The organism is Lishizhenia tianjinensis (genome assembly GCF_900116425.1).
Taxonomy (GTDB): Bacteria; Bacteroidota; Bacteroidia; order Flavobacteriales_D; family Crocinitomicaceae; genus Lishizhenia; species Lishizhenia tianjinensis.
Window position 1 is genome coordinate 205,992 of sequence record NZ_FPAS01000002.1, and the last position, 22,474, is coordinate 228,465.

At 38.7% G+C, this 22,474-nt stretch carries 17 protein-coding genes; 12 read left to right on the forward strand and 5 right to left on the reverse strand.

The genetic code is table 11. The annotated features are described in order from the left end of the window. Positions 1–10: 10 nt before the first annotated feature. The 3 genes from BM327_RS07645 to BM327_RS07655 all read left to right on the forward strand — a co-directional run bounded on the left by BM327_RS07645 (position 11) and on the right by BM327_RS07655 (position 5,593). Complete coding sequence (locus BM327_RS07645; RefSeq protein WP_090247872.1) at positions 11–3,655, forward strand: sensor histidine kinase; 3,645 nt, start codon at positions 11–13, stop codon at positions 3,653–3,655. Positions 3,656–3,739: 84 nt separating this feature from the next. After that, positions 3,740–5,062 (forward strand): cation:proton antiporter domain-containing protein, encoded by a 1,323-nt coding sequence (locus tag BM327_RS07650; RefSeq protein ID WP_090247875.1) that lies wholly within the window; start codon positions 3,740–3,742, stop codon positions 5,060–5,062. A 12-nt stretch (positions 5,063–5,074) separates the two neighbouring features. Further along, entirely contained in the window at positions 5,075–5,593 is a 519-nt protein-coding gene (locus BM327_RS07655; protein WP_090247878.1) for a hypothetical protein, read from the forward strand. A gap of 595 nt (positions 5,594–6,188) precedes the next feature. On the opposite strand, the gene BM327_RS07660 is transcribed toward BM327_RS07655, so the two are convergent. Both BM327_RS07660 and rsmI read right to left on the reverse strand, forming a co-directional pair. Further along, the gene (locus BM327_RS07660) at positions 6,189–7,223 is read right to left on the reverse strand and encodes a quinone oxidoreductase family protein (protein ID WP_090247881.1); all 1,035 of its coding nucleotides are present in this window, start codon (positions 7,221–7,223) and stop codon (positions 6,189–6,191) included. A 3-nt stretch (positions 7,224–7,226) separates the two neighbouring features. Continuing rightward, complete coding sequence (gene rsmI, locus BM327_RS07665; RefSeq protein ID WP_090247884.1) at positions 7,227–7,898, reverse strand: 16S rRNA (cytidine(1402)-2'-O)-methyltransferase; 672 nt, start codon at positions 7,896–7,898, stop codon at positions 7,227–7,229. 423 nt (positions 7,899–8,321) lie between these two features. On the opposite strand from rsmI, the gene BM327_RS07670 reads away from it, so the two are divergent. Then, complete coding sequence (locus tag BM327_RS07670) at positions 8,322–9,617, forward strand: serine hydrolase (protein WP_090247886.1); 1,296 nt, start codon at positions 8,322–8,324, stop codon at positions 9,615–9,617. Between the two features lie 252 nt (positions 9,618–9,869). On the opposite strand, the gene BM327_RS07675 is transcribed toward BM327_RS07670, so the two are convergent. Together BM327_RS07675 and BM327_RS07680 are read right to left on the reverse strand one after the other, a co-directional pair. Next, a complete protein-coding gene (locus BM327_RS07675; RefSeq protein ID WP_090247889.1) occupies positions 9,870–10,793 on the reverse strand; it encodes a VOC family protein in 924 nt (307 codons plus the stop codon). A 64-nt stretch (positions 10,794–10,857) separates the two neighbouring features. Then, on the reverse strand, positions 10,858–11,592 hold the full coding sequence (locus tag BM327_RS07680) for an RDD family protein (RefSeq protein ID WP_090247891.1): 735 nt from the start codon (positions 11,590–11,592) through the stop codon (positions 10,858–10,860). 170 nt (positions 11,593–11,762) lie between these two features. On the opposite strand from BM327_RS07680, the gene BM327_RS07685 reads away from it, so the two are divergent. From BM327_RS07685 to BM327_RS07705, 5 genes are read left to right on the forward strand one after another with little or no spacing between them, the layout of a single operon-like run. Beyond that, entirely contained in the window at positions 11,763–13,673 is a 1,911-nt protein-coding gene (locus BM327_RS07685) for a stage II sporulation protein M (protein WP_090247894.1), read from the forward strand. Further along, a complete protein-coding gene (locus BM327_RS07690) occupies positions 13,666–14,535 on the forward strand; it encodes a hypothetical protein (protein ID WP_090247896.1) in 870 nt (289 codons plus the stop codon). Before BM327_RS07685 ends, BM327_RS07690 begins: the two co-directional genes overlap by 8 nt. Next, positions 14,522–16,195, forward strand: coding sequence for a hypothetical protein (locus BM327_RS07695; RefSeq protein WP_139230297.1), 1,674 nt, complete (start codon positions 14,522–14,524; stop codon positions 16,193–16,195). Before BM327_RS07690 ends, BM327_RS07695 begins: the two co-directional genes overlap by 14 nt. Next, positions 16,179–17,258 (forward strand): AAA family ATPase, encoded by a 1,080-nt coding sequence (locus BM327_RS07700; RefSeq protein WP_090247901.1) that lies wholly within the window; start codon positions 16,179–16,181, stop codon positions 17,256–17,258. The genes BM327_RS07695 and BM327_RS07700 overlap by 17 nt, the downstream gene beginning before the upstream one ends. Position 17,259: 1 nt before the next feature. Further along, positions 17,260–18,582, forward strand: coding sequence for a DUF58 domain-containing protein (locus BM327_RS07705; RefSeq protein WP_090247903.1), 1,323 nt, complete (start codon positions 17,260–17,262; stop codon positions 18,580–18,582). 7 nt (positions 18,583–18,589) lie between these two features. Here the strand turns inward: BM327_RS07705 and BM327_RS07710 are convergent, their stop codons facing one another. Continuing rightward, positions 18,590–20,206: a T9SS type A sorting domain-containing protein gene (locus tag BM327_RS07710; RefSeq protein ID WP_139230298.1), complete on the reverse strand. Its 1,617-nt coding sequence runs from the start codon at positions 20,204–20,206 to the stop codon at positions 18,590–18,592. A 125-nt stretch (positions 20,207–20,331) separates the two neighbouring features. On the opposite strand from BM327_RS07710, the gene BM327_RS07715 reads away from it, so the two are divergent. The 3 genes from BM327_RS07715 (at position 20,332) to BM327_RS07725 (ending at position 22,271) form a co-directional block, all read left to right on the forward strand. Next, entirely contained in the window at positions 20,332–20,742 is a 411-nt protein-coding gene (locus tag BM327_RS07715) for a T9SS type B sorting domain-containing protein (protein ID WP_090247907.1), read from the forward strand. Positions 20,743–20,886: 144 nt separating this feature from the next. Continuing rightward, the gene (locus BM327_RS07720; protein ID WP_090247910.1) at positions 20,887–21,450 is read left to right on the forward strand and encodes an RNA polymerase sigma factor; all 564 of its coding nucleotides are present in this window, start codon (positions 20,887–20,889) and stop codon (positions 21,448–21,450) included. Then, positions 21,429–22,271, forward strand: a complete 843-nt coding sequence (locus BM327_RS07725; protein WP_090247913.1) for an anti-sigma factor — start codon at positions 21,429–21,431, stop codon at positions 22,269–22,271. Before BM327_RS07720 ends, BM327_RS07725 begins: the two co-directional genes overlap by 22 nt. The last annotated feature ends 203 nt before the right edge of the window (positions 22,272–22,474 follow it).

Consider the following 22,474-nt stretch of genomic DNA (forward strand, 5'->3'; position numbering starts at 1 on the left):
TCCAGACGGAATGGGAGAAGTAAAAAAGATTTTAAAATCCACCTTTTGGCTGATTTTGGCCATCGTGAGTTTTACCTTCACGTGGGTGTTGTATTCCCTTTTTTATGCACCCGATTTTCAAAAGGAGATTGCTGCCTTTCAAAATGAAATCAATAAAATAGAAACCGAACTAGAAGCCTTTAACCAAAGAAGTTTTGATTTGGTGAAGAAATCTTCTGTACGCAAACTTTGGCTGAAAACAGATTTTACCAACGAAAGAAATTTTCAGAATTATCTGTTTTTGAACAAAGATAGTTTGGTGTATTGGTCGGATAATAAGATAGAAATTACCGCCTCTGATAAGCCAAGAGATGGACTTCAAGAACTCAACAACGGCTATTACTTGGTCAAAGAAATGGGGGTGGGAAATCTGAGTTTGGTAAGTGGAGTGCTTATACAATCTAATTATCCCTATGAAAATGATGAACTTAGAAATAAATTAGCCGCAAGCTTGCAGCTTCCTCAAGAACTTCAAATAACACTCAACCCTAACATAGGTGCGCCTATACACAATAAAAAAGGAGAGTACTTATTTAGCATCAAACTAACGGGAGGTAAGAACACTACACCGGGTCAGGAATTGTTGATTTTTAGTTTGTATTTGTTGGGTATCTTCTCGTTGTTAATGGGCTTGGCCCAACTGCTCAAGTATTTCAATATTCCATCTCCAGTAAAATATTGGGGCTTTGTACTCTCGGTTTTAGTACTGCGTTATTTTACCTTGGAATACCAGTGGACTGCCATTTTTGAAGATTTCGATGTCTATAGTCCAGAGATTTACGCCAGTTCTTTCATTTCTCCGAATTTGGGCGAATTCTGTTTGAATATTGTTTTGTATATACTGTTGGGGTGGTGGACCCTTAAGTATTTACGAGAAATTAAACCACAATGGGGTTATCCTTTGTTTGTGATAAGTTTTGTGTATTCTTTCATCATTTCCAACATCTTACAAAACCTTATAACCAACTCTAACATTCCTTTGCAGGTAGAAGAGTTGTTCAACCTGAACCGCTATTCTTTTGTGGCCTTGGTAAGTGTATTTATACTTTTTTACCTACAGTTTTTATTTTTAAGAAGAGTTATTCGTCTGTTAAATCTCACAAAATCACGCATCACGCAGATAAGTATGTTGTGGTTTTTTAGTGCTATGGCGAATTTGGTGTGTGGCATCTTTCTTTTTGATCAAGCCTTCTTTATTGCGCTATGGCCTGGAATTATTACGGGATGTTTGCTGTACCTAGAGTACAGGTATAAGAATGTCTACTCCTTTGGATCTAGTATATTAATCTTAGCCTTGTTCTCCTTCTTTGCATCCCTTACCCTAGGAGAGTACAACACCATAAATGAATACCAAACAAGAGAACTTTACGCCAATCAATTGGCTTCTGATTTCGATCCAAATGTGGATTTGGAGTATTCCTTGTTGCGCGAGGAGTTGGTGAATAGCGACGAAGTGCACCATGCCATGCATCACCCCTTTGAATTAAGACAAGCAGATTTTAAAACCAAGCTAGAAACTACCTTGTTCAATAACTTTTGGGAGCGCTATGATGTAAATCTTTACTTGTTTAATGATAGTCTCCAAAATATTTTAACCTCTCAAAATACCAAGCGAAAAACCGTTGAAGAGTTAAATGAGATTTTAGGTCCGAATAAAGGGGAATTGGGCATTTATTTTATTGAAGATTATAAGGATAAGTTGAGCTACATCGCAAGGGAAATTGTAGTGCACGACGCAGATACGGCCTATTTATATGCCACCTTTAAATCTAAGCGTATTCCTGAGCAAATTGGTTTTCCACGTTTGTTAATCAACGATAAAGCCAACGTGCTGGAAGAACTAGAAGGTTATTCTATGGCGAAATATGTTTTAGGAACCTTGGTGATGCGTTATAATGAGTACAATTATCCCCTAGATGAAAACGTGTTTATTCACAGTTTTGATCACCAAAAAGGCTTTGTCGAAGATGCTGAGTTTAGTCATTTTATTTATGCCTATGATGACTTAAATACCCTTGTTTTGTCGAAAAGAAAATTGACCAAGCTAAGTGTTTTTACCACTTTTTCTTACCTCTTTACCTTCTTTGCTATATTGTTGATTTTTCCTTGGTTGCTGAGTCGTAAGAAACAAGCCATACAGTTTGGGCGACTCAATCTTTCGGTAAAAATTCAATTCGTATTGATCTCCTTGGTTTTGGTAGCGCTTATTATTTTTGGAGGAGTTTCAGGAAGCTTCGTAAGGTCGCAATACAACACCTACACCAACGATAACATACAAGAGAAAATCTATTCAGTAAATACGGAGGTAAAACAAAAACTTGGAGATAGAGAACATTTAAGCAAAGAAGAACTCGGTGATTACATGGAATTCATTCTCCAGAAATTTTCGGGTGTTTTCGTAACAGACATCAACCTCTTTGATTTGGAGGGAGAAATTATGGCCTCATCACAGCCTAAAATTTATCAGTTAGGTTTGATCAACAATTACATGCACCCCGATGCTTTTAGGGAATTGAAATTTAAGAAGTCATCAGAATACATACACAACGAGAACATAGGGGATTTGAATTACCTCTCGGCCTACATACCTTTTTTGAATAATAAAGGGAAAAAAACGGCTTTCTTAAACCTTCAATACTTTGCCAAGCAGAATGATTTTGAGAGTCAAATCTCAAGCTTTTTGGTATCCATTATCAATCTGGCGGTATTACTTATAGTATCTACAGTTGTAATCGCCATTTTCATTTCCAATTGGATTACTTCACCCTTAAAATTGATACAGCGCAACTTCTCTTCTGTGGAGCTTGGGAAAACCACACAACCCATCGATTACACAGGTGATGATGAAATTGGAGCTTTGGTAAAAGAGTACAACGCCAAGTTGGCTGAATTAGAAATCAAAGCCTTGCAATTGGCCAAAGGAGAACGAGAAAGTGCGTGGCGAGAAATGGCCAAACAAGTAGCGCATGAAATTAAAAATCCTTTAACTCCCATGAAGTTGAGGTTACAACATTTCCAGCGTGCCTTCGATCCAAACGACGAAAGAGCTAAAGAGAAATTGAGCAAGATGGTTACCGGTATCATAGAGCAAATCGATGCGCTGACCAACATTGCCAATGAATTCTCGAACTTCGCCAAAATGCCCAAACCGGAGGAGAGTTTAATTAACATCGTTCCTTTGTTAAAGAATTGTATGAACCTTTTTAAGGATGCTGAACACGTTGAGTTTGTTGCGGCGTATCAAAAAGACGAGTACATGGTTTATGCCGATAAAAACTTAATCTTGCGCGTATTTAATAACCTGATAAAAAATGCCATTCAAGCCTTTCCTGATGGAGAGGGAGGTAAAATCAGTATAGGTATACAAGAGCTCGATAGAGAAATAGTGATTAGTATAAAGGACAATGGTTGTGGAATTCCTGAAAACAAATTGCACAAAATATTTGTACCTAACTTCACAACAAAATCGACGGGAACTGGTTTAGGTTTAGCCATGGTAAAACAAATTGTAGAAAATCACAACGGAGAGATTTGGTTCGACACCAAAGAGGGGGTAGGAAGTACATTCTTTGTGAAACTTCCACTGCGTGACATACGTCCAACGGATAATAATTAATCACCACCAGTAGCCCTTATATTCTTCCGAAAATGCTTATTTTATCGCACTCGTTGGTAAACGAAACATATTGAAAACAACACAATGAATCCATATTTACTCATTATAGCGGCCAGTACGGTCATCATTCTTTCTTTCTTCTTCAACATTTTGGCGAAGAAAACCAACATACCTAGTGTGTTGATGTTGATTGCCTTAGGGATAGGAATCAACCTTGGTATTGAAGGGATGAATGTGAATACCGACGATTTTGATTACCATTCTGTGTTGGAAGTGATCGGTAACGTAGGTTTGGTAATGATCGTTTTAGAAGCGGCCTTAGATTTAAAATTAGAACGAGAAAAAGCGGGGATGATTTTATCTTCCTTTTTAGTGGCTATTGTAGCATTGGCGGGTAGTACACTGGGTATAGCCTATCTTTTTAAGTTCATGTTCCCCGACGCAGAATTCTACACGCGAATAATATATGCGGTGCCTTTGAGTATTATGTCTAGCGCCATTATTATTCCATCGGTGGGTGGTTTAACAGGAGTGAAAAAGGAATTCATGGTTTATGAAAGTACCTTTTCAGACATCCTCGGAATTATGGTGTTTTACTTCTTGATAGGAGCAGATACACCCCAATCAACGGGAGGTAGTGTAGCGGTAGATATCATTCTAAACATAGGGTTAACCATACTCTTATCGGTTTTGGTTGCCTACAGTTTGGTTTTCCTCTTCCAACATTTAAAAATGCAGGTAAAACTCTTTTTGATTATTGGGGTATTGATGCTCATGTTCGCCGCTGGGAAGTTCTTCCACCTTTCTTCGCTACTTATCATTTTAGCGTTTGGACTGGTGCTAAACAATACAGAACTCTTCTTTAGAGGTTTCCTTTCCAAGCATTTCGATAGCGTCAAGGTTAAACCCATTTTGCACGATTTCCACACCTTAACTTTGGAGTCGGCATTTATCATTAGAACCTTCTTCTTTGTGATATTTGGGATGAGTATTACCCTTACAAGTTTCTACGATCTAACGGTATTTGTAAACTCACTCTTTATAGTGGCAGCCCTTTATGCAGTGCGTTATGTAACCCTGTTGATTTTCGCCCGCAAAAACATTTTTCCAGAGCTTTTTATAGCCCCAAGAGGATTGATTACCATTCTACTTTTCTTCGTTTTAACAAATGGGGAACAATATGTGATAGAGAACTTTGATACAGGCTTACTTTTATACCCAATTTTGATTACGAGTATCATTATGACCATTTCGTTGATCTCATACAGAGGAGAGAAAGTAACCGATGTCTTGTTGCCTCAAATTGCCTTGATCAATAAGAAAGATAAGGTAAGAACCGAGCAAGACGATGAGATTTTAGAGAGAAGAATTAAAAATGTAGAGAGTCAAGATTTTGACGGATTTTAAAACAAACAGACGATGATGAGAATTACAACTTTGTTTGCGGTATTGCTAACATTGGCAAGCTGCAGCACACTAGAGAACATTTTTCAAAAGAAAGAAAAAGCCAGAATTACAGTAACCCTACAAACCCACCAGAAATATTGTGGCGGAGCGCGACCAACACCAGAAATGGAAAAAGGAACCACCGCGGCGATTGCCAATGGGGTATATTATTTTAAAAATAGAATTACACAAGATGCTGTAAAGGCAACTACAGATGCCAGCGGATTGTTGAATTTGAAATTAGAAGTAGGTGATTACCAAGTGTACATGGGCGATAAAATCGACTTGACTTTCGAAGAGTTTTACGCCAAGTACAAAGTAGAAAAGGAAGGTTACGAAAACGAAAGTGAAGCCTGCTTTAGAACCTACTACAGTTTGCCAGCTTGGGAGGTAAGTATCAACGCAGATACAACCTTCACATTAACCCGAGAAATTGATTGTTACACAGACGGTAATCCATGTGTAAATTATACGGGACCAAATGTTCAATAAATAAAAAAAGAAAATAATACTAAGGGGAGTTATTCAGTTGACTTCCCTTTTTTTGGCGCCCAAAACGGGTCTTTCGTTATAGTTGGTATCACCTCACTTAAGTGGCTGTATGGCCTCAAGTGCACTTCCGCTGGTCGTACCCTTTCTTCCACAGTCCCTAAAGTTCGTTGTCGCCAAGCTGCCACTACACCCCCTAGGCGGGAGAGGGATTTAATAATTCAAGGATTTAACAATTCAATAATTCAAAGATTAGCAGTTGGGCGTGGTGAGAACCACAAAGGACACAAAGCTTAACGCAAAGTTCACTGAGTTTGGATTGAATGTTAGAGGGATTTAATAATTTAAGTCTCAACCTTCGGTTGATTATTTAAAGATTTAAAAAAGTTTCTTTTCGTGCGCTCTGTGCAGCCCTCTGAGAACTCCGTGGTTTAAAACAAACCTAGGATATTTTTGATCCGTACCACGCGTATTTTAAAAGCTTATTAGAAGCTAGAGTGCTAGATATCCAGAAAGGTTTAAATAACTTCTAAATCCTTAAATCCTCCATACTCCCTACTCACACTCTAGACTGTCGTTTCTCACACTCCAAACAGCCTTATTTTTCCCAAGTCACCATCAGTTTCCCAACCGTTCTACCGCTTTCTAGTTCGGCATGTGCTTCGGCGAGCTGAGATGAGGTATAGCTGCCTCCAACTTGAGGGTCTATTTTGTTTTCTTTTAATAAGGTCACCAATTCTGACAAACAATGTTGAATGACGTGAGGTTTGTTGTCACCCACTTTCAGCATGTTAACCCCCAAGATACTTTTAGAACGCATCATGAGTCCGATAGGAATTACGATTCCCATTTTACGCACAAAGTTCAAAGTAGAAAGGATGCCCCATTTCTTACCTGAACGTTCACTTCCTCCAAATAAAATCAATCTTCCACCCGAACCGAGTAAGGCAAAGTCTTTTTTAAAAGTAGAACCTGCAACAGGGTTATAAGAGATGTCCAAACGCTCACCTTTTAGTTCTTTCGCTACTAATTCTGCGTAATCTCCCTCGGTGTAATAAATAATATGATCGGCACCTTGTGTTTTTAGGTAAGCTTCTTTTTTGCGCGAACTCGTTTTGGCATAGGTTTCAACGCCCTGTAATTTTAAGAGTTGTAAAAGTGCAGTTCCTATACCACCTGCAGCCGCGTGTATCAAGGCGCGTTCTCCTTTTCGGGCTGTGTTTACATAATTACACATGTAGTAAGCCGTAACATATTGGGTAGCCAAACACAAAGCTTTTCCTGTGTCTAAATCATCTATGGGTGCATAAGCATAGGCTTTGGTAATTACATCTTGGGAATAGCCACCGAATCTACAAAAGGCGACAACACGCTTGCCTATTTCATTGGCGTCTACATCTTTTCCCACTGCCGTAATTTCTCCAACTACTTCATATCCCAATACACAAGGTAGGGGTGGCGTTTCTCTGTATAGTCCGTTGCGGGCCATTACGTCAGCGTAATTTAAACCAAATGCACTGACTTTTATCAATACATCGTCTGCTTCTAAAGCGGGCAGTTGAACAGATGTTAAGGCAAAAGCTTGACTAGCTTCACCATTTTTTACCAATTGAAAGGCTTGCGTACTTACCATGATTTATCCTTTAGCTTCTATCAATACTACAATTTCTCCTTTGGGAGGGTTCGCTTCATAATGTGCTGCTACTTCGCTCGGGAAACCAATTTGGAATTCTTCGTACATTTTGCTAAGCTCACGTACTACGCAAACGCGCCTGTCGTTACCCACAAATTCTTCCAATTGTTTTAAACATTTTACCAAACGGTGCGGAGATTCGTACAAAATGATGGTGCGTTCTTCTTCTGCTAAAATCTTTAAGCGTGTTTGACGTCCTTTTTTGTGTGGTAAAAACCCTTCGAATACAAACTTATCACATGGGAAACCACTTCCAACTAGAGCTGGAACGAATGCTGTTGCTCCCGGTAAACATTCTACCTCTATCCCTGCTTCTCTACATGCTCTTACGAGTAAGAACCCTGGGTCAGAAATAGCCGGAGTACCTGCATCAGAAACCAAAGCGACCATGTTGGCTGTTTCAATTCTGCTTACGTTGCTTTCCAAAGTTTTGTGTTCGTTGTGTATGTGGTACGAATAACTTTGGTTGTCAATTTCAAAATGCTTCAACAACTTTTTGGTTGTACGTGTGTCTTCGGCTAAAATAAAATCAGCTTCCTTCAACACTTTGATGGCACGCAAGGTAATATCATCCAGATTTCCTACAGGCGTTGGCACTAAAACAAGTTTTCCCATGTTGCAAAAATAAGTAGTTAATTAAGAATTAAGAGTTAAGAATTAAGAATTACGAGTTATTGGGGGTGATTTTGAATTTTGAACCTTAAATTTTGAATTCACCCCCGCCGCAGGTAGAAATGGCAGCGCCGCGGGCTTGGCATTTAGTGCAGCTTGCTGAAGGGGTACGACCAGCGGAAGTGGACCTGAAGTTTAGCAGCACTTAAGGCAAAGCCTGGGGACTATAATGGATGACTGCAAATGGCGGCCAAACACAGAATTAGTTAAGAATTAAGAGTGTGAGCGATGAGTTGTGATCGGCGTCACGAGGGCCCAGTGCGGTGGATGAAAGTTAAGCACCAAAATCGCAAAGTTTTATAGCACACCTTGTTAAATTTGAAAGTTGCATTTCTTCCTGTACTTTTAAGTACCAATTCAAACGTCATGAAAAAGCTTGTATTTCTTTTGATGCTCCTTCCTTTTTTGGGAGCTGCGCAAATTTATTTTCCACCTTCAACCTCTAACCAATGGGATACGCTGGGTGTGGATGAGTTGGGTTGGTGTGATAATTATGTAGATTCTTTGTACGATTATTTGTCGGATAACAACACCAAAGCCTTTATCCTAATGAAGGATGGAAAGATCGTTTTGGAGCAGTATTTTGATGGATTTCAGTCAGATGATTTTTGGTATTGGGCTTCGGCAGGGAAAACTTTGACGGCCTTTTCAATAGGTTTGGCGCAGCAGCAAGGTGCTTTGAATATTAACGATACCACTTCTGATTATTTAGGATCGGGATGGACTTCTTTAACAACTGCCCAAGAAGAAAAAATTACCATTAAACATCAACTATCTATGACTTCTGGATTAGATGATATTTCTGAATTTGAATGTACAGCAGACAGTTGTTTGACTTATTTGGCCGATGCTGGAACGCGTTGGGCCTATCATAACGCACCCTATACTTTATTGACGGATGTTTTGGAGCAAGCCACGGGGCAAATTCCCAACTTTTTTGTGGCTCAGCACATTAAAAATCCAACGGGTATGGATGGGGTTTATATTAATCAAGGGTTTAATAAGGTTTATACCAGCACACCGCGTAGTATGGCGCGTTTTTCATTATTGATGTTGAACAATGGAAATTGGGATGGAACACCAATTATGACCGACGCTAATTACTTTTCGGAAATGGTCAATAGTTCACAGAATTTGAATGAGGCCTATGGTTATTTGTGGTGGTTGAACGGGAAGAATTCTTTTATGTTACCGAGTACTCAAGTTGTATTGCCGGGTAAATTATTTCCCAATGCACCCGATGAAACTTATGCCGCTTTGGGTAAGAATGGTCAGTTTATCAATGTGTTACCTTCTCAAGGAATTACATGGATACGCATGGGGAATGCACCGAGCAATTTGTTTGTTCCTTATTTGATGAACGATGAGATCTGGCAACGGTTGAATGGGCTGATGTGTACAACAAATGCGGTGGATAAGGTGGACCCAATGGATATAAGCTTGTACCCGAATCCTGCACAGGATGTTTTACATGTAGAATTTGAAAAAGGTAGGTCTGGAAATTACCGTGTACTGGATGTGATGGGTAGAGAGGTCTTAAAGGGACGCTTTGAAAATGAGCTAAAAGTAAGCGTTGATGTGGCAGGATTGGAAAAGGGTGTTTATCGTTTGTTAGTGGAGCGTGAAGGGAGTGTTGAGGTGAAGGTTTGGGTGAAGGAGTGAGTGTGTTTTTTTGTATATTATTTTGATTAGTCGCATAATTGCCAAAGCCTGAAGCCCTTGATTTTACTACTTTTCAAGATGTATTCGAATTTAATTTTGTTGATTAATAGCATGAAAAAAGGGTTAATACTACGATTTTGTAGTATTCACCCTTTTCATTTTCTTTAAATATTTCTGTTGATTAGTTCGCTAAGTCTAGTAAACACTAGCATTTGTACTTTTGGCAAACATGCGACTAATCAGGGAAATCTTCTATTTTTTCATCCCCGAAAAATCCGTCGTCAAAAAGAAAATATTCCCCGCCGGATCGGTAAACATATAATTCCCTGGCAATACTTGTCCGCCAAATTCCAAAGCTTCAACAGCGTAGTTATTTGCTCTCATCTCGGCTGCCAAAGAATCATTTTCGTTGATTCCATGTCCAGAGTATGTAAACAACTCTCCGTGCCACATACCTTTGGTTTCGTGTAAACCTAGGGTAAGTTGACCGTCATATCCAATTGTATATCTGTATGGAACTCCTTCTTCGTGTATACCTTGACTCTCAAATCCAAGAGCCGTGTAATAGGCCAAACTACTGTCAACATTTTCTACCGCAAGTGCGTACTCTTGAAAAATTCCTGCTTTAGGGTTCGGGAAGTCAAACTTTTTATTTGGATTGAAAACAATATCAGCAACCTGAACATCTTCTTTTGGTGCTCGAGGGTGGTTAATTACAACATATCCTAAAGAATCTGGAGCGAAATATACCTTGAACCAAGGATCCCCATTCTCTGCCGTGAACTCCATTTGTGGATCTATATTTATTGCTTTAAGCGTTTTGTAAACGTTTACTGCGTCTTCTGAGTGGTAAGCTGGTCCCATATAATTCATGGTATCTTCATTGATGGATATGCTCATACTTCCATCATACATCGCTGTCCATTTCCAAGGGGTAGAACTTGAATCTTCGATTTGCCAACCCAGTGTTTCGTAAAATTTTATGGTTTCCTCATACTTTTGAGTTCCTATCATTATTTTAACCGATTCTCCTAAGAGTGGAGTGATTTCTGCTGCTGTGGTATCAACGGCCATGGTGTCAACTACGGGCACTTCTGGTGTTGATTTGACCTCTTCAGATTTGCACGAGCAAAGCGCCAAAACAGCACAGCTTATTGTAAAAAATATCTTTTTCATACTATAGTGTTTGAGGTAAAGGTACACCTATTTTTAGAGCTGTAAAGAGGTGGTGTAGAATTTTCTAACGCGTTAGGGCAACGTAGTCTTTTAATACCTTTTTCAGAAAGGTCATTTTCTTTTTAGGAACTTCATCCAATTGAAGTTTAAGCGCAAGCTCATTCACCAAATCTATAGCAATTTCTCGCGTAGCTGGATTGTTGTATTCCTCAACGCGTTGAATTACCTTTTTGATGAACATCATATCCTCATCTGTAAATTGCTCTACTTCTGGATACTGAATTTTTGTCTTTTCTTTGTTGAGGTTGAGTACTTGACTAAGGGTGTAGTCGTAAGTATGGTTAAGTTTCACTACTATCGTATTGGCCATCATGTCTGCCAAACGTTGCGAACGTTTAGAAATTAGTATCACAACCGCTTCAACAGGTAGAAGAGCAAAGGCCAAACCTTTGAAGAGCCAACGCAAGAAGTATTCGTTCAAAGTGGCATTGTCTCCATTAATTTTCATTACACGTATACCCAAGGCTTTTTTACCTATGGTCTGTCCTTTGGTGATGTACTCCAGCATTGGAGAGTAGAAAAAAGCAGGTAGGGTAAGAATAAAATAGAGGACGGTGTAGATGTAAAACTCATCGTTTCTGAGCGATAACCCTGAGTTACTCATGACAATGTTTACGATAAGCATGTAAAACCCGAGAATAACTAAATCCAAAAGGTAGGCGGTGAAACGCTGACCTAGTGCGGCAAGTTCAAAGGTGATTTGAACGTTTTGTGCGGTTTTAATGGAAATGGTTTTCATGTGTTGCTAATATAATTGAAATTGCCGAAATCAAGTCCCCGGTTAAATTTTTCATCAAACTTTCTTCTAGACACAGAACAGGGAAATATTCTTTCTTTTACTTGATAGCTTAATTCTATATATTATTTTAGCTAGCCTGATGTAAGAAACCTTACCCAGTATACTACAGAATGAAAGAAACTGCCTTCATAAATAAAAACAAAGAGAAGTGGAAACGCTTTGAAAAGCTTAGCAAAGGAAACAATACGGATCCGGAGGAGCTCGGTGAATTATTTACGGAGGTAAACGAAGACCTAAGTTATGCTCAAACTTTTTACGAGCGTAGAACCGTTCGAGCATATTTAAATCAGGCCGCGCAAGGGGTTTATGGTCGACTCTATAAACAGAAAGGAGATTCTTTAAAGAAATATTGGAAAACGTGGTCGGTTGTGATTCCCTTGGAGTTGTATAAATCGCGCAAAAACCTACTTTTTGCCTTGATCATGTTTATGCTTTGGGTAGTGATAGGTGCTGTAACCACACATTTCTTTCCCGATTTTGTAGACATGGCTGCAGGAAGAGGAATGATAGCCCGTGGAGAGCGCTTCATAGCCCAAGATGATCCCTTTGGATTCTACGGGGATTCTGAGAGTATAGACATGTTTTTTATGATAACCCTCAACAATATCAAGGTAGCCTTTTTATGTTTTTTAGGGGGAATATTGTTTTCTTTTGGAACCCATTACTTAGTATTTAAGAATGGTATGATGCTGGGCTCTTTTCAGTATTTCTATGTGTTGAAAGGCTTAGGTTTATCTTCATTTTTAGCTATATGGATACATGGAGCCTTTGAAATTAGTGCCATCGTGGTAGCTGCAGGAGCAGGTTTTACCTTGGGACATAGTTTACTCTTTCCCGGTTCTTATTCGCGTTTACAATCTTTTCAATTAGGAGCAAAGAGGTCTATGCGCATCATGATAGCCTTGGTTCCTGTTTTTATCATTGCAGGTTTCTTAGAAAGTTTTGTTACGCGTAATTATGCTAGTTTACCCGATTGGTCAAAATGGTGCATCATTATTTTTTCTTTTGCGCTAATGCTGATTTATTTTGTGATTTATCCGCAGTATTTAGCCAGAAAGTATCCTGAACTTTTAGTAGAAAATGAAAGTGTAAATCAAATCCCATCGCACAAAGTAAGCTTGTTCAAGATAAGAAGTTTTACAGATGTTATTTCCGATAGCTTTCAATTGTATAGACAGAAGTTCTATGTCTTTATGAAGATCAACTTAAATCTAACTTTCCCGATGATGTTGGTCCTTACCGTCTTTCAATTTTATACACATAGCTATGATTTTGGTTTCGAATACCCAGAGGCATGGATCAATTTATTTAGTATACTTTTCGGAAACCCTTATGGCGAAACTTTTTTAGGAACGGATTTTATAGCCTTGTTTGCGTGGGTTTTACCTTTCACCACCTTGGCCTCTGCGGTTCTTTTTGCTTTGGTAGATGAGGAGCCAAAGTTTTCTTGGAAATCTTATTTCAACTACCTTAAAAAACAAGGGTTTAAAATCTTTGTTGGTGCTTGCATCATTTACGCTTGTATTGTGCTTTTGCCGAGTTATCTGATCTGGATGGGGATTTTTATCTATCCTTTCTTCTTTAATATGATGTCTTTAGGAGTGAATGAAGACAAAGGTTTGGGACTTGTGAAGTACCTCAAGTTTGGAGCGAAATCATGGGTGTTTAATTTTGTTTTAATCCTCTTTCTCATCGCCATGGTTGCCTTATTTGCCCAACCTATAGCCTTTATTATATCGAGTGCTAGTTCAGGTGAAGTTCCCGATTTGTTAGATGTGTTTACAGATTTTATACGCATGATTTTAACAGAGGAAACGGCTTATACGATAGAGGTGGTAAATGCCATCCGTATATTGGTTTACCTCCTCTTCATTTTATTTGTTTTCCCACTGGTAATTATTGCTTCTGCTTTATCGAGTTATAAAGCCATAGAAGAAGTTGAAGCACCGGCTTTACGTAAAGAATTCGAAAACTTTGGTAAAAGAAGTAGAACTACAGAAACGAAAGGAGATTATGAGTAAAGTGATTGCTGCCATACTGCTTTTGTTTGCTTTTGCGAGTTGGGGACAAGATGCCGAGCTAGAAAAAGAATGGAATAAATTACAGAAAGAGCTAGAATACGGTGAGGCACGTCGTAAAAGTGGTCCTTCTTATGAAAGAATTTACCCCAATAAAATAGAAGATTACGTTGATGATGAAGAGGGGGAAGGCTACACCACACCGGCAGAAAATGCCAATGATGAGGAAATAATTGAAAATAGAAATAGTCAATTTGGTCCGTACACTGGAGATGGTGGGATTAAAAAGAATAACAGAGAGTCAGTTATCAAACAGGCGCCCACCTATGAACCAGATATACCCGACCTACCGGAGGTGGAACCTTTGGATGTAGATCCTCCCAAGCGTTGGGAAATTTCTGAGAACATTTGGCAAGTAATTTTAATAATTCTTCTACTGATAATCGTAGTTGCATTGCTTTATTATTTCCTCATTCGCAACGTCAACACAGAAGGTGAAAGGCAGTACGTTGTGCCTGATTTAGAAGAATGGAACCCGGAAGAAGTGAGTAAGTCGGAGTTGGAAATACTTCTTGAAAAGGCTTTGGAAAAGGAGGATTACAGGCAGTGTGTGCGCGTGTATTACACTTTTATTCTGCAATCACTCATCAAAAAAGGATGGATCAAGTACAAACAAGATAAAACCAATGTACATTATCAAATAGAAATGATGCATAGACCGGTTAATGCAGAATTTTCTAAGGCAGTGCGCTTGTATGAGTTGGTGTGGTACGGACATTACGATATCAATGCCCTTATTTACCAAAGTTTAGAACCTGAGTTGAAAGCTCTGTATAAAAAAATAGATGCAAATGAGGGGGAATAGATTGGTAATATTAGCGGGGTCGCTTATACTCTTTGTGGTCATTGTAGTTTTAGTGCTCAATGCGCCGGCAAAGGAAGAAGGAGATCAACCCAAGAATAAAGATGCCTATTTCTCCAATAAATGGGTAGAGAGATACGGTTGGGAGAATTTACACCCCAACGGGTTGTATGTGTTTAATGAATTGGTAAACAAGAGTAAGCAATTTGAAGAGGTTTACTATGTTAAAAATTACCGTTTACTCGATTCACTTTTGCAAGAAGACAGTGCCGCTTTTGCCTTTATAGGCGATAATTTTTACCTCACCAATGATGAGATAAGCGCTTTGATGGCCAGTGTAGGTAGAGGATCGCAGTTGTTTTATTCCTGTGATGTGATGGATTATAACCTTCACGGTCAACTTCTGAGTTTTAGTGATTATAAATATGTGTACGACAAAGAAGTGGTGCTTCAAAAAGATACCAGCCAAATTCGACTTGCACGTAGGGTAGAAGGGGACACTGTATATTCGAAGTGGAATGTGTTTGACACTACTAATTTCTTTGGTTTTACTTCTCAATTAAGTTTAAAAGGTTATCCTTTTAGCATAGAAATGAATTACGGGGTAGGGAAAATATTTGGTCACCTCAACCCTGAATCCTTTTTCAATTACCAATTAAAAACAGCAGAAGGATTTAAACACTACCAAGCTACTTTCGGGAAAATGAAGGCCAAAAAACTTTATTTCTTAGAATTTGCCAATTACGATCCGGAGATAGAGCCTGACAGAAACAGCGAGGAAGAAAATGAATCTTTGTTTAAACCTCTGTTGAAATACCCGAGTTTTAAATGGGCCTTGTTTACCTTCATTATAGGTTTTATCGCTTTCATGCTGTTTAGAAGCAAAAGAGAACGACCTATCATTAGAATTCGAGATGAAAAACAGCTTTCTACACTAAGCTATGTAGATACGATAGCAGGAATTTACTTTGATAGAAAACAGCCCGAAGATGCCTACAAAATGATGAAGGCCAATTTCTATGTGAATGTGCAGAAATACTTTTACCTCGATTTAAAAAATGAGAAGGAAAAGGGGAATGTTTTGTTAAGCGAAAAAGCAAATATGCCCTTGGCGGAGGTGGATTATCTGCTTTCATTGGTTGAAAGTAAAAAGGAAATTAGTTTTCAGGATTTAGAAACCCTGAACAATGAATTGCGCAAGTTCTATTTACAATCGGAAATATGGAAGGAAGAAGAGCAGGCTAAAATTGAGGAAAGTTATCACACCTTAAACCGAGGTTTATTTACGCCTTCCTTGCTCATGGTATTTGGTGCGCTAGATATCGCTGCCTCTTTCATGTTATTAACTTATTCTGTGGGTGGAGGTATTTTATTGTGGCCAACCGCTATCATGAGTTTTGTTTGGGCCAACCGTATGTTAACCCGACCAATTATGCGATACAATGCCTTTGAAATTATACTTTATCCGCTCTTTGGTAAGGAAGTGAAATTGAAGATGGAAGATGTTTACCAAGCCAAAAATACAGGTAAAGGTTTGGTGCTAAAGGTTATCGATCAAGAAGATGTGGAAGTAAGTTTATTGCATTTAGATAAAAGAAATATTAAGCTTTTGGAAAGCCTGGTTTTCCAAATAAACAACAAAGGAAATGATAGAAGAAAATAATTTAGAAGCCAACGAAAACGAAGCTGTAAATCCTGAAACACCTCAGGAAGATGGACAACAAGAGGAGGTGGTTACTTCTTCAGGCAATGCTTTTGGGTTTGAAAGAGAAAATGAAGATTTGATTTGGTTGACCCAGAAGGTAAATGACATACGCATGCAATTTGCTAAGTATGTCATTGGTCAGCAAGAAATGGTTGAATTACTAATGGCGGGTATTTTCTCGGCGGGTCACATCTTATTAGAAGGTGTTCCGGGGGTAGCCAAAACCCTTTCTTCTAAAGTATTGGCCAAGGCCTTGGATGTTGATTTTTCGCGTATACAGTTTACGCCAGATCTCATGCCCAGTGATGTAATAGGTACTTCTATTTTTAACATGAATGAAAGTAAGTTCAACTTTAAAAAGGGTCCAATTTTCTCCAACATCGTCCTTATTGATGAGATCAACAGAGCCCCGGCGAAAACACAGGCGGCTTTGTTTGAGGTAATGGAAGAAAGACAAATTACTTACGATGGTGTAGAATACGCCATGCAGTTTCCTTTCCTCGTGGTAGCTACCCAAAACCCGGTAGAACAAGAAGGGACTTACAATTTACCCGAAGCACAATTAGACAGATTCTTATTTAAAATCAAGCTAGATTATCCTTCACAAGTAGATGAAACGATGATATTGCAGCGCTACAAATCCAACATCAAGGCACCGAGTTTAGATGAGGTGATGGCGGTGATCAATGCAGACGATGTAAGACGTGTGCAAGCGTTGGTGAAAAATATTATCGTTGAAGATAAATTGTTGGATTACATCGCTGCCATAACGGTGAAAACTAGAAATCACGGAAAAGTTTATTTAGGGGCCTCGCCAAGGGCTTCCTTGGCCATCTTGAAAAGTGCAAAAGCTATGGCTGCCATCAAGGGAAGAGACTTTGTTACCCCAGACGATATTCAATTTGTTGCTCCACATGTCTTAAACCACCGTTTAATTCTTACCCCAGAAGCAGAAATTGAAGGCTATGCAACTGAGGATGTAATTGCGGAAATTGTTAAAAACATAGAGGTGCCTAGATAAGATGATAAAACACCTGTTCATATCGCGTTTTTTCTTTGTGCTTCTTGCTGGAGTGGTTATCCTCTTTTTATTGAGTTATGCTTGGGGCATTTTGTTCCTAGTGGCGCAAATTGGGGTGCTGAGTTTAATTGCCCTGAGTGTCTTGGATATACTCGTTCTCTTTGCTACAAAGAAGGTGATTAAGTACCAACGTATTTTTCCCAAAAGAGGGGATTTAAATGATGAAGCTTTGATAAGTCTGCGTGTGGTAAACTTAAACGCTCAAGGTTTACATGTTAACATTTATGAAGGCTTTCCCGAAGAATTGCAAGAACGAACTAAGGTGTTTGGAGGATTTTTAGGGCCGAAAAAATCTCAAAGTTTTCACTACCAGTTTACCCCGAAAAGGAGGGGAGACTATAATTTTGAAGATACCCACATTTTTGTACAAAGCGTTTTGCGTTTGGTGAAAAGGCGCATTGTTGTGGAAAGTAAAGATGTGATGGAGGTTTACCCTTCTATTCAGCAAATGAAGCTCTATGAACTCAAAGTTTTCAATCAGTCTCAGGTAAGAGGAATTAAGAAAATCAGGAGTTTGGGACACAATAATGAGTTTGAACAAATCAAAAATTACATACAGGGAGACGACATCAGAACCATCAATTGGAAAGCTACTTCGCGTAGAAATGAGTTGATGGTGAACCAATATCAAGACCAACGTGCACAGCATGTGTATTCTGTAATTGATAAATCGCGTTCCATGGAAATGGCTTTTGAGGGGATGACCTTATTAGATTATGCCATCAATTCTTCTTTGGTATTCTCTAACATTGCCCTGAGAAAGGGAGATAAAAAGGGAGTGATTACTTATGCAGATAAGATAGGAACTAAATTAGCTGCAGAAGGAGGAAGAGCACACCTCAAACGCGTGATGGAAGTTTTGTACAATCAGCGTACACAGTTTAAAGAAGCCAACTTTCCTTTGTTGTACCAAAGTTTGCGCTCGAGTGTAAAAGTGAGAAGTTTATTGATGCTTTATACCAATTTCGAAACCGAGCAAGCCATGCACAGAGCTTTGCCGTTATTGCGTAAACTCAATGCAAAACATTTACTGGTGGTTGTCTTCTTCGAAAACACCCAATTGCGTGAAAGCATCGTGAAGCCGCCTGAAAATATGCGTGATATTTATGTGGGAGCCGTTGCCGAAACTGCCGTAAACGTAAAACGAAAAATTGCTTTGGAATTGAATAGAAATGGAATTCAAACCATACTTACCAAGCCCGAAGAATTAAATGTGAAAACCATTAATAAATACCTTTCGTTAAAGTCGAAGGGTATGATTTAAAGTTTTCTCAACGTCTTAAAATTAATTTTTGGGTGATGTGTTGCTTACCTGTACTGAGATGTGCAAAATATACACCTTCACTCATTTTATCATTTAAGTTCAATAGGTGACTGGTGTTACCAGACGCGACATTTTTAATTACTTCTTGATGTACTATTTTTCCATCCAAACTATAGAGGGTAAATTCTAAATCTACTGTTGTAGCGCTAAATAGGTCAAACTTTAACAACCCCTTGTTTGGATTTGGATACATGCGCATTTGCAAAGTTGAATTGCTCTGCTTGTTGGGTGTGTGTACGCTTAAATCTTCTCCTTGAATTAAATAGACTTTAAAGATTTGATGGCTTGCAACACTCTGAGTTCCATCGTTAACAAAAAAGATGTTGGGCGCAGAACTTTGTATACCGCCATAGATGTACCCCAAGAAGGTTGTATCTGCGGTGATGTTATGTAGTTGAAGAACTTGATTGCTATAATGCGCTAATGAGTGATCAGCAATGAATTCTGCTCCAGAGCCCATTAATGCCGGTAATGTTAGAGGGAGTTTGTATTCCGTCATTGCTCCATTTGCATCTCGGGTAACACGTGCTATGGTATTTACAAAAGGCACATTGTTGTCTTGTACCAAAACACCTGCAGAATCATAGTACTGCGCAATTCCTCCAAAGAAAAGGGTGTGCATTTCGTTGGTGGTTGCATTGTAAAGGGGAATTACCGGACAGTGGTAATGGTTGTAATATTGCTGGAAGTTAGCTTCTAGACCATAACCATTGGTATCTACTGTAACACTGTTTAAAAAAGGAAGGTTTACATTTTGCTGAAAAACACCAGAAAACATAGTAACACCTTGTTCACCATTAGGTAAAATTTGTGGTTCTGCATTGTAATCTCTGCGGTGCAAATTTGCGGCATCTACATGGGCCGGTAAGTGTGTAATAGTAAGGTTTAGTCCATCGTCTGTAATTTTAAATTTACGAATGGCATTGGTGTATTCTTGTATAAATCCTGGACCATTGTTCGGACCCATAGGGTTGTATTTTCCAATGAACTTTTGTCCGCCCAACAAGTAATAGGTATCGTAAACTTTTTGCAATCTACCACCTGTTACTTGGAATTGATTATCCGTAATTTGTCGGAAGGAACTTGTGAAAGAAGTATTATTAACAACAGCATCTATCACTGCAGGTACATCTATAGCTGTTAAATAAGGAAAGGTAGTATGATCCCCTGCTGTGGCACTGTATCCATAACCACCTACTACGTAGAGCATATCATCTTCTTGAAAGAAATTCATGTTGGTAGAACTCAATTGTTCTTGCATACTTTGAGGTAAACTGGTTAAAGCAGTTGTCCATTTTTGCAAACTTACCGGATCAAAAACGATGAGTTGATTGTTGTGACCTGCAATATCAAAAGAAGCCCAGGGTTGTCTTCTGTGCAATCCATCTAATCGTCCTCCAATAATTAGCCATTTACCATTGGCCTGTCCAACAGCATAAGATTGTAATCCTCCAATCGCATTTGTATTCACCGTTTCTAAATGAATAGTTAAAGGAGTTTGAGCCGTAATTTCTGCGTGTCCCAATCCGAGTATAAGCAGTAAAAGTGCGATGATGTTTTTCATGTTAAGCAAGTTAGGAAATTCCTTCTTGTTGGGCGGTAACAATGGTTACACTAAAAATCCTGTTTTCGTGTTGATCTTTGTCATTAAATCACTGTAGACCCTAAGTTTTGTAGTAATTTTGTAGCATGATGAAATTTGTAATTGCTTTATTTTTAGGGTTAGTATTTTGGTCCTTTGCCATGGAGACTATGATAAAGGAACATCAACCAACTCCCTTCACTGCAAATACACAAACTTTAAGCACATCATCAGATACTTTATGTGATGTTTACATCCCTAATGCATTTACGCCAGATGGCAATGAAAACAACAATGTATTAAAGGTGTTTACCGCATGTGAGTTTGATGCCTTTGAGTTTAGGGTGTATAACAGAGCCGGTGATATTTTATTTATTAGTAAAGACCCCAACATGGCCTGGGATGGTACCTATAAAGGTAGTGTCATGCAAACAGGAACCTATGCCTACACGGTAGAGTATGTACATAGAAAAGGAGAACCGATTACTTTAGTAGGACATATATCCTTGTTAAAATAGTCTGTAAAATTAGGCGAAAGCGAAAAAAATAGTTGAAAGTGAACATTATTCGAGCTTATATGTTTTCTTTAGCTGATGGAAAGAAAGGGTGCTGAAAAATTAAAGTATCTATTTTCCAAATAATTGTTTATTTTCGTTTAATACATGTCAGTAAAAGTAAATATAGAAAACCTAGTTCAAGAGCTTCAAAATGGAGAAGAACAAGCGTTGGCTACAATTTATGACATGTACGCTGATGCCCTTTACGGTTTAATTTTGAAAATCGTTAAAGACGACGGCTTAGCACAAGATATTCTACAAGATTGTTTTGTCAAGATCTGGCAAAAAGCGCAAACTTACGATGCTTCTAAAGGTTCCTTTTTTACGTGGATGTTAAACGTGTGTAGAAACAAGTCAATAGACGAACTACGCAAGGTAGACAGACACAGAAAAGGGAAGGACGAAATTGGTCATGCAACCGATTATCAAAAACAAGGCATAGAGCGCAACATAGATACGATAGGTTTAAAGGATATCGTAGATGATTTACCGGATGATCAAAAATTAATCGTAGAATACCTCTATTTTAAAGGATATACACAGCAAGAAACTTCTGATGAGTTAAACATACCTTTGGGAACTGTAAAATCTCGTTCTCGAATGGCTATTAAAGCATTAAAAGATAGTTTTGTAATAGTTTTATTGATTTGGATACAAAAGAATATATAGCATCTGGCATACTGGAAAGTTATGTGATGGGTACCGCTTCTGAACAAGAACAGCGAGAGGTACACTGCTTGTCTTCTATTTATCCAGAAATCAAGGAAGAGTTGAACCGCATTCAACAAACTTTAGAAGACTATGTACAGAGTATTGCGGTTAGTCCTCCAGCTGGAACCAAAGAAGCCATCATGGCCAAGATTAAAGGGGTTCCACAGGAAAAAGTACTGAAGAAAGTTGAAGAACAGCCAAAAGTAGAGAAAGTTACAAAGGTGGTTCAAATGCCGACTTACGCGAAATTGAGCTTGGTGGCTTCTATAGCAATAGTAATAGGAGTGAGTGCTATGTTTGTAATGAAATCTCAAGAAAATGAAAAGTTGAGCAATGAGGTTTTAGCTTTGACTTCTCAGAATGAGCAAAAACAAAATGAGTACTTGGCGAGTTTAGAAAGTCTTGAAAAGGAAGTTGCAGAAACTAAAGCATTACAAGAATTTGTTTTGAATCCGGGAACGGAGGAAGTAGTTCTTGGAGGTACAGAAACACATCCAGAAGCAAAGGTTCGCGTTTACTGGCACAAAGAAACACAGGCCGTTATCGTTAAGAATGATGCATTACCAACACCAACGGAAGGAAAACAATACCAATTGTGGGCCTTGGCAGATGGTGTACCGGTTGATTTAGGTGTGTTAGACAAAGATTTCGCCATTACACCCACACGTAAAATTGGTGTAAGCGAATTACAAACCTTTGCCATTACCTTAGAGGATGAAGGAGGAAAACCTACTCCTGATCTTACGCAACTCTATGTTATTGGTAACGTGAAAGGATAAAAATCTCCCAGGGGGCGGCAGCGTACCCCACAGGAACAAAAGATATTGAAAAGAAAGCCCGCACAGCGACATGAGAAGCTGAGGCGGGCTTTTTCTTTGAAAATATTTTGGACCGAGGAGTAGAGCAGAGCACCCGGTTTTAAGCACAACATGTAAATTGAAAAGTTGAATAGAAAACCCATATGTGCTTAAAAGGGAGTCCG

What these genes read in the sequence shown, in the direction of transcription:
- BM327_RS07645 (WP_090247872.1), top strand. Translation starts at nt 11, where the DNA reads ATGGGAGAAGTAAAAAAGATTTTAAAATCCACCTTTTGGCTGATTTTG.
- BM327_RS07650 (WP_090247875.1), top strand. Translation starts at nt 3,740, where the DNA reads ATGAATCCATATTTACTCATTATAGCGGCCAGTACGGTCATCATTCTT.
- BM327_RS07655 (WP_090247878.1), top strand. Translation starts at nt 5,075, where the DNA reads ATGATGAGAATTACAACTTTGTTTGCGGTATTGCTAACATTGGCAAGC.
- BM327_RS07660 (WP_090247881.1), bottom strand. Translation starts at nt 7,223, where the DNA reads ATGGTAAGTACGCAAGCCTTTCAATTGGTAAAAAATGGTGAAGCTAGT.
- rsmI (WP_090247884.1), bottom strand. Translation starts at nt 7,898, where the DNA reads ATGGGAAAACTTGTTTTAGTGCCAACGCCTGTAGGAAATCTGGATGAT.
- BM327_RS07670 (WP_090247886.1), top strand. Translation starts at nt 8,322, where the DNA reads ATGAAAAAGCTTGTATTTCTTTTGATGCTCCTTCCTTTTTTGGGAGCT.
- BM327_RS07675 (WP_090247889.1), bottom strand. Translation starts at nt 10,793, where the DNA reads ATGAAAAAGATATTTTTTACAATAAGCTGTGCTGTTTTGGCGCTTTGC.
- BM327_RS07680 (WP_090247891.1), bottom strand. Translation starts at nt 11,592, where the DNA reads ATGAAAACCATTTCCATTAAAACCGCACAAAACGTTCAAATCACCTTT.
- BM327_RS07685 (WP_090247894.1), top strand. Translation starts at nt 11,763, where the DNA reads ATGAAAGAAACTGCCTTCATAAATAAAAACAAAGAGAAGTGGAAACGC.
- BM327_RS07690 (WP_090247896.1), top strand. Translation starts at nt 13,666, where the DNA reads ATGAGTAAAGTGATTGCTGCCATACTGCTTTTGTTTGCTTTTGCGAGT.
- BM327_RS07695 (WP_139230297.1), top strand. Translation starts at nt 14,522, where the DNA reads ATGAGGGGGAATAGATTGGTAATATTAGCGGGGTCGCTTATACTCTTT.
- BM327_RS07700 (WP_090247901.1), top strand. Translation starts at nt 16,179, where the DNA reads ATGATAGAAGAAAATAATTTAGAAGCCAACGAAAACGAAGCTGTAAAT.
- BM327_RS07705 (WP_090247903.1), top strand. Translation starts at nt 17,260, where the DNA reads ATGATAAAACACCTGTTCATATCGCGTTTTTTCTTTGTGCTTCTTGCT.
- BM327_RS07710 (WP_139230298.1), bottom strand. Translation starts at nt 20,206, where the DNA reads ATGAAAAACATCATCGCACTTTTACTGCTTATACTCGGATTGGGACAC.
- BM327_RS07715 (WP_090247907.1), top strand. Translation starts at nt 20,332, where the DNA reads ATGATGAAATTTGTAATTGCTTTATTTTTAGGGTTAGTATTTTGGTCC.
- BM327_RS07720 (WP_090247910.1), top strand. Translation starts at nt 20,887, where the DNA reads ATGTCAGTAAAAGTAAATATAGAAAACCTAGTTCAAGAGCTTCAAAAT.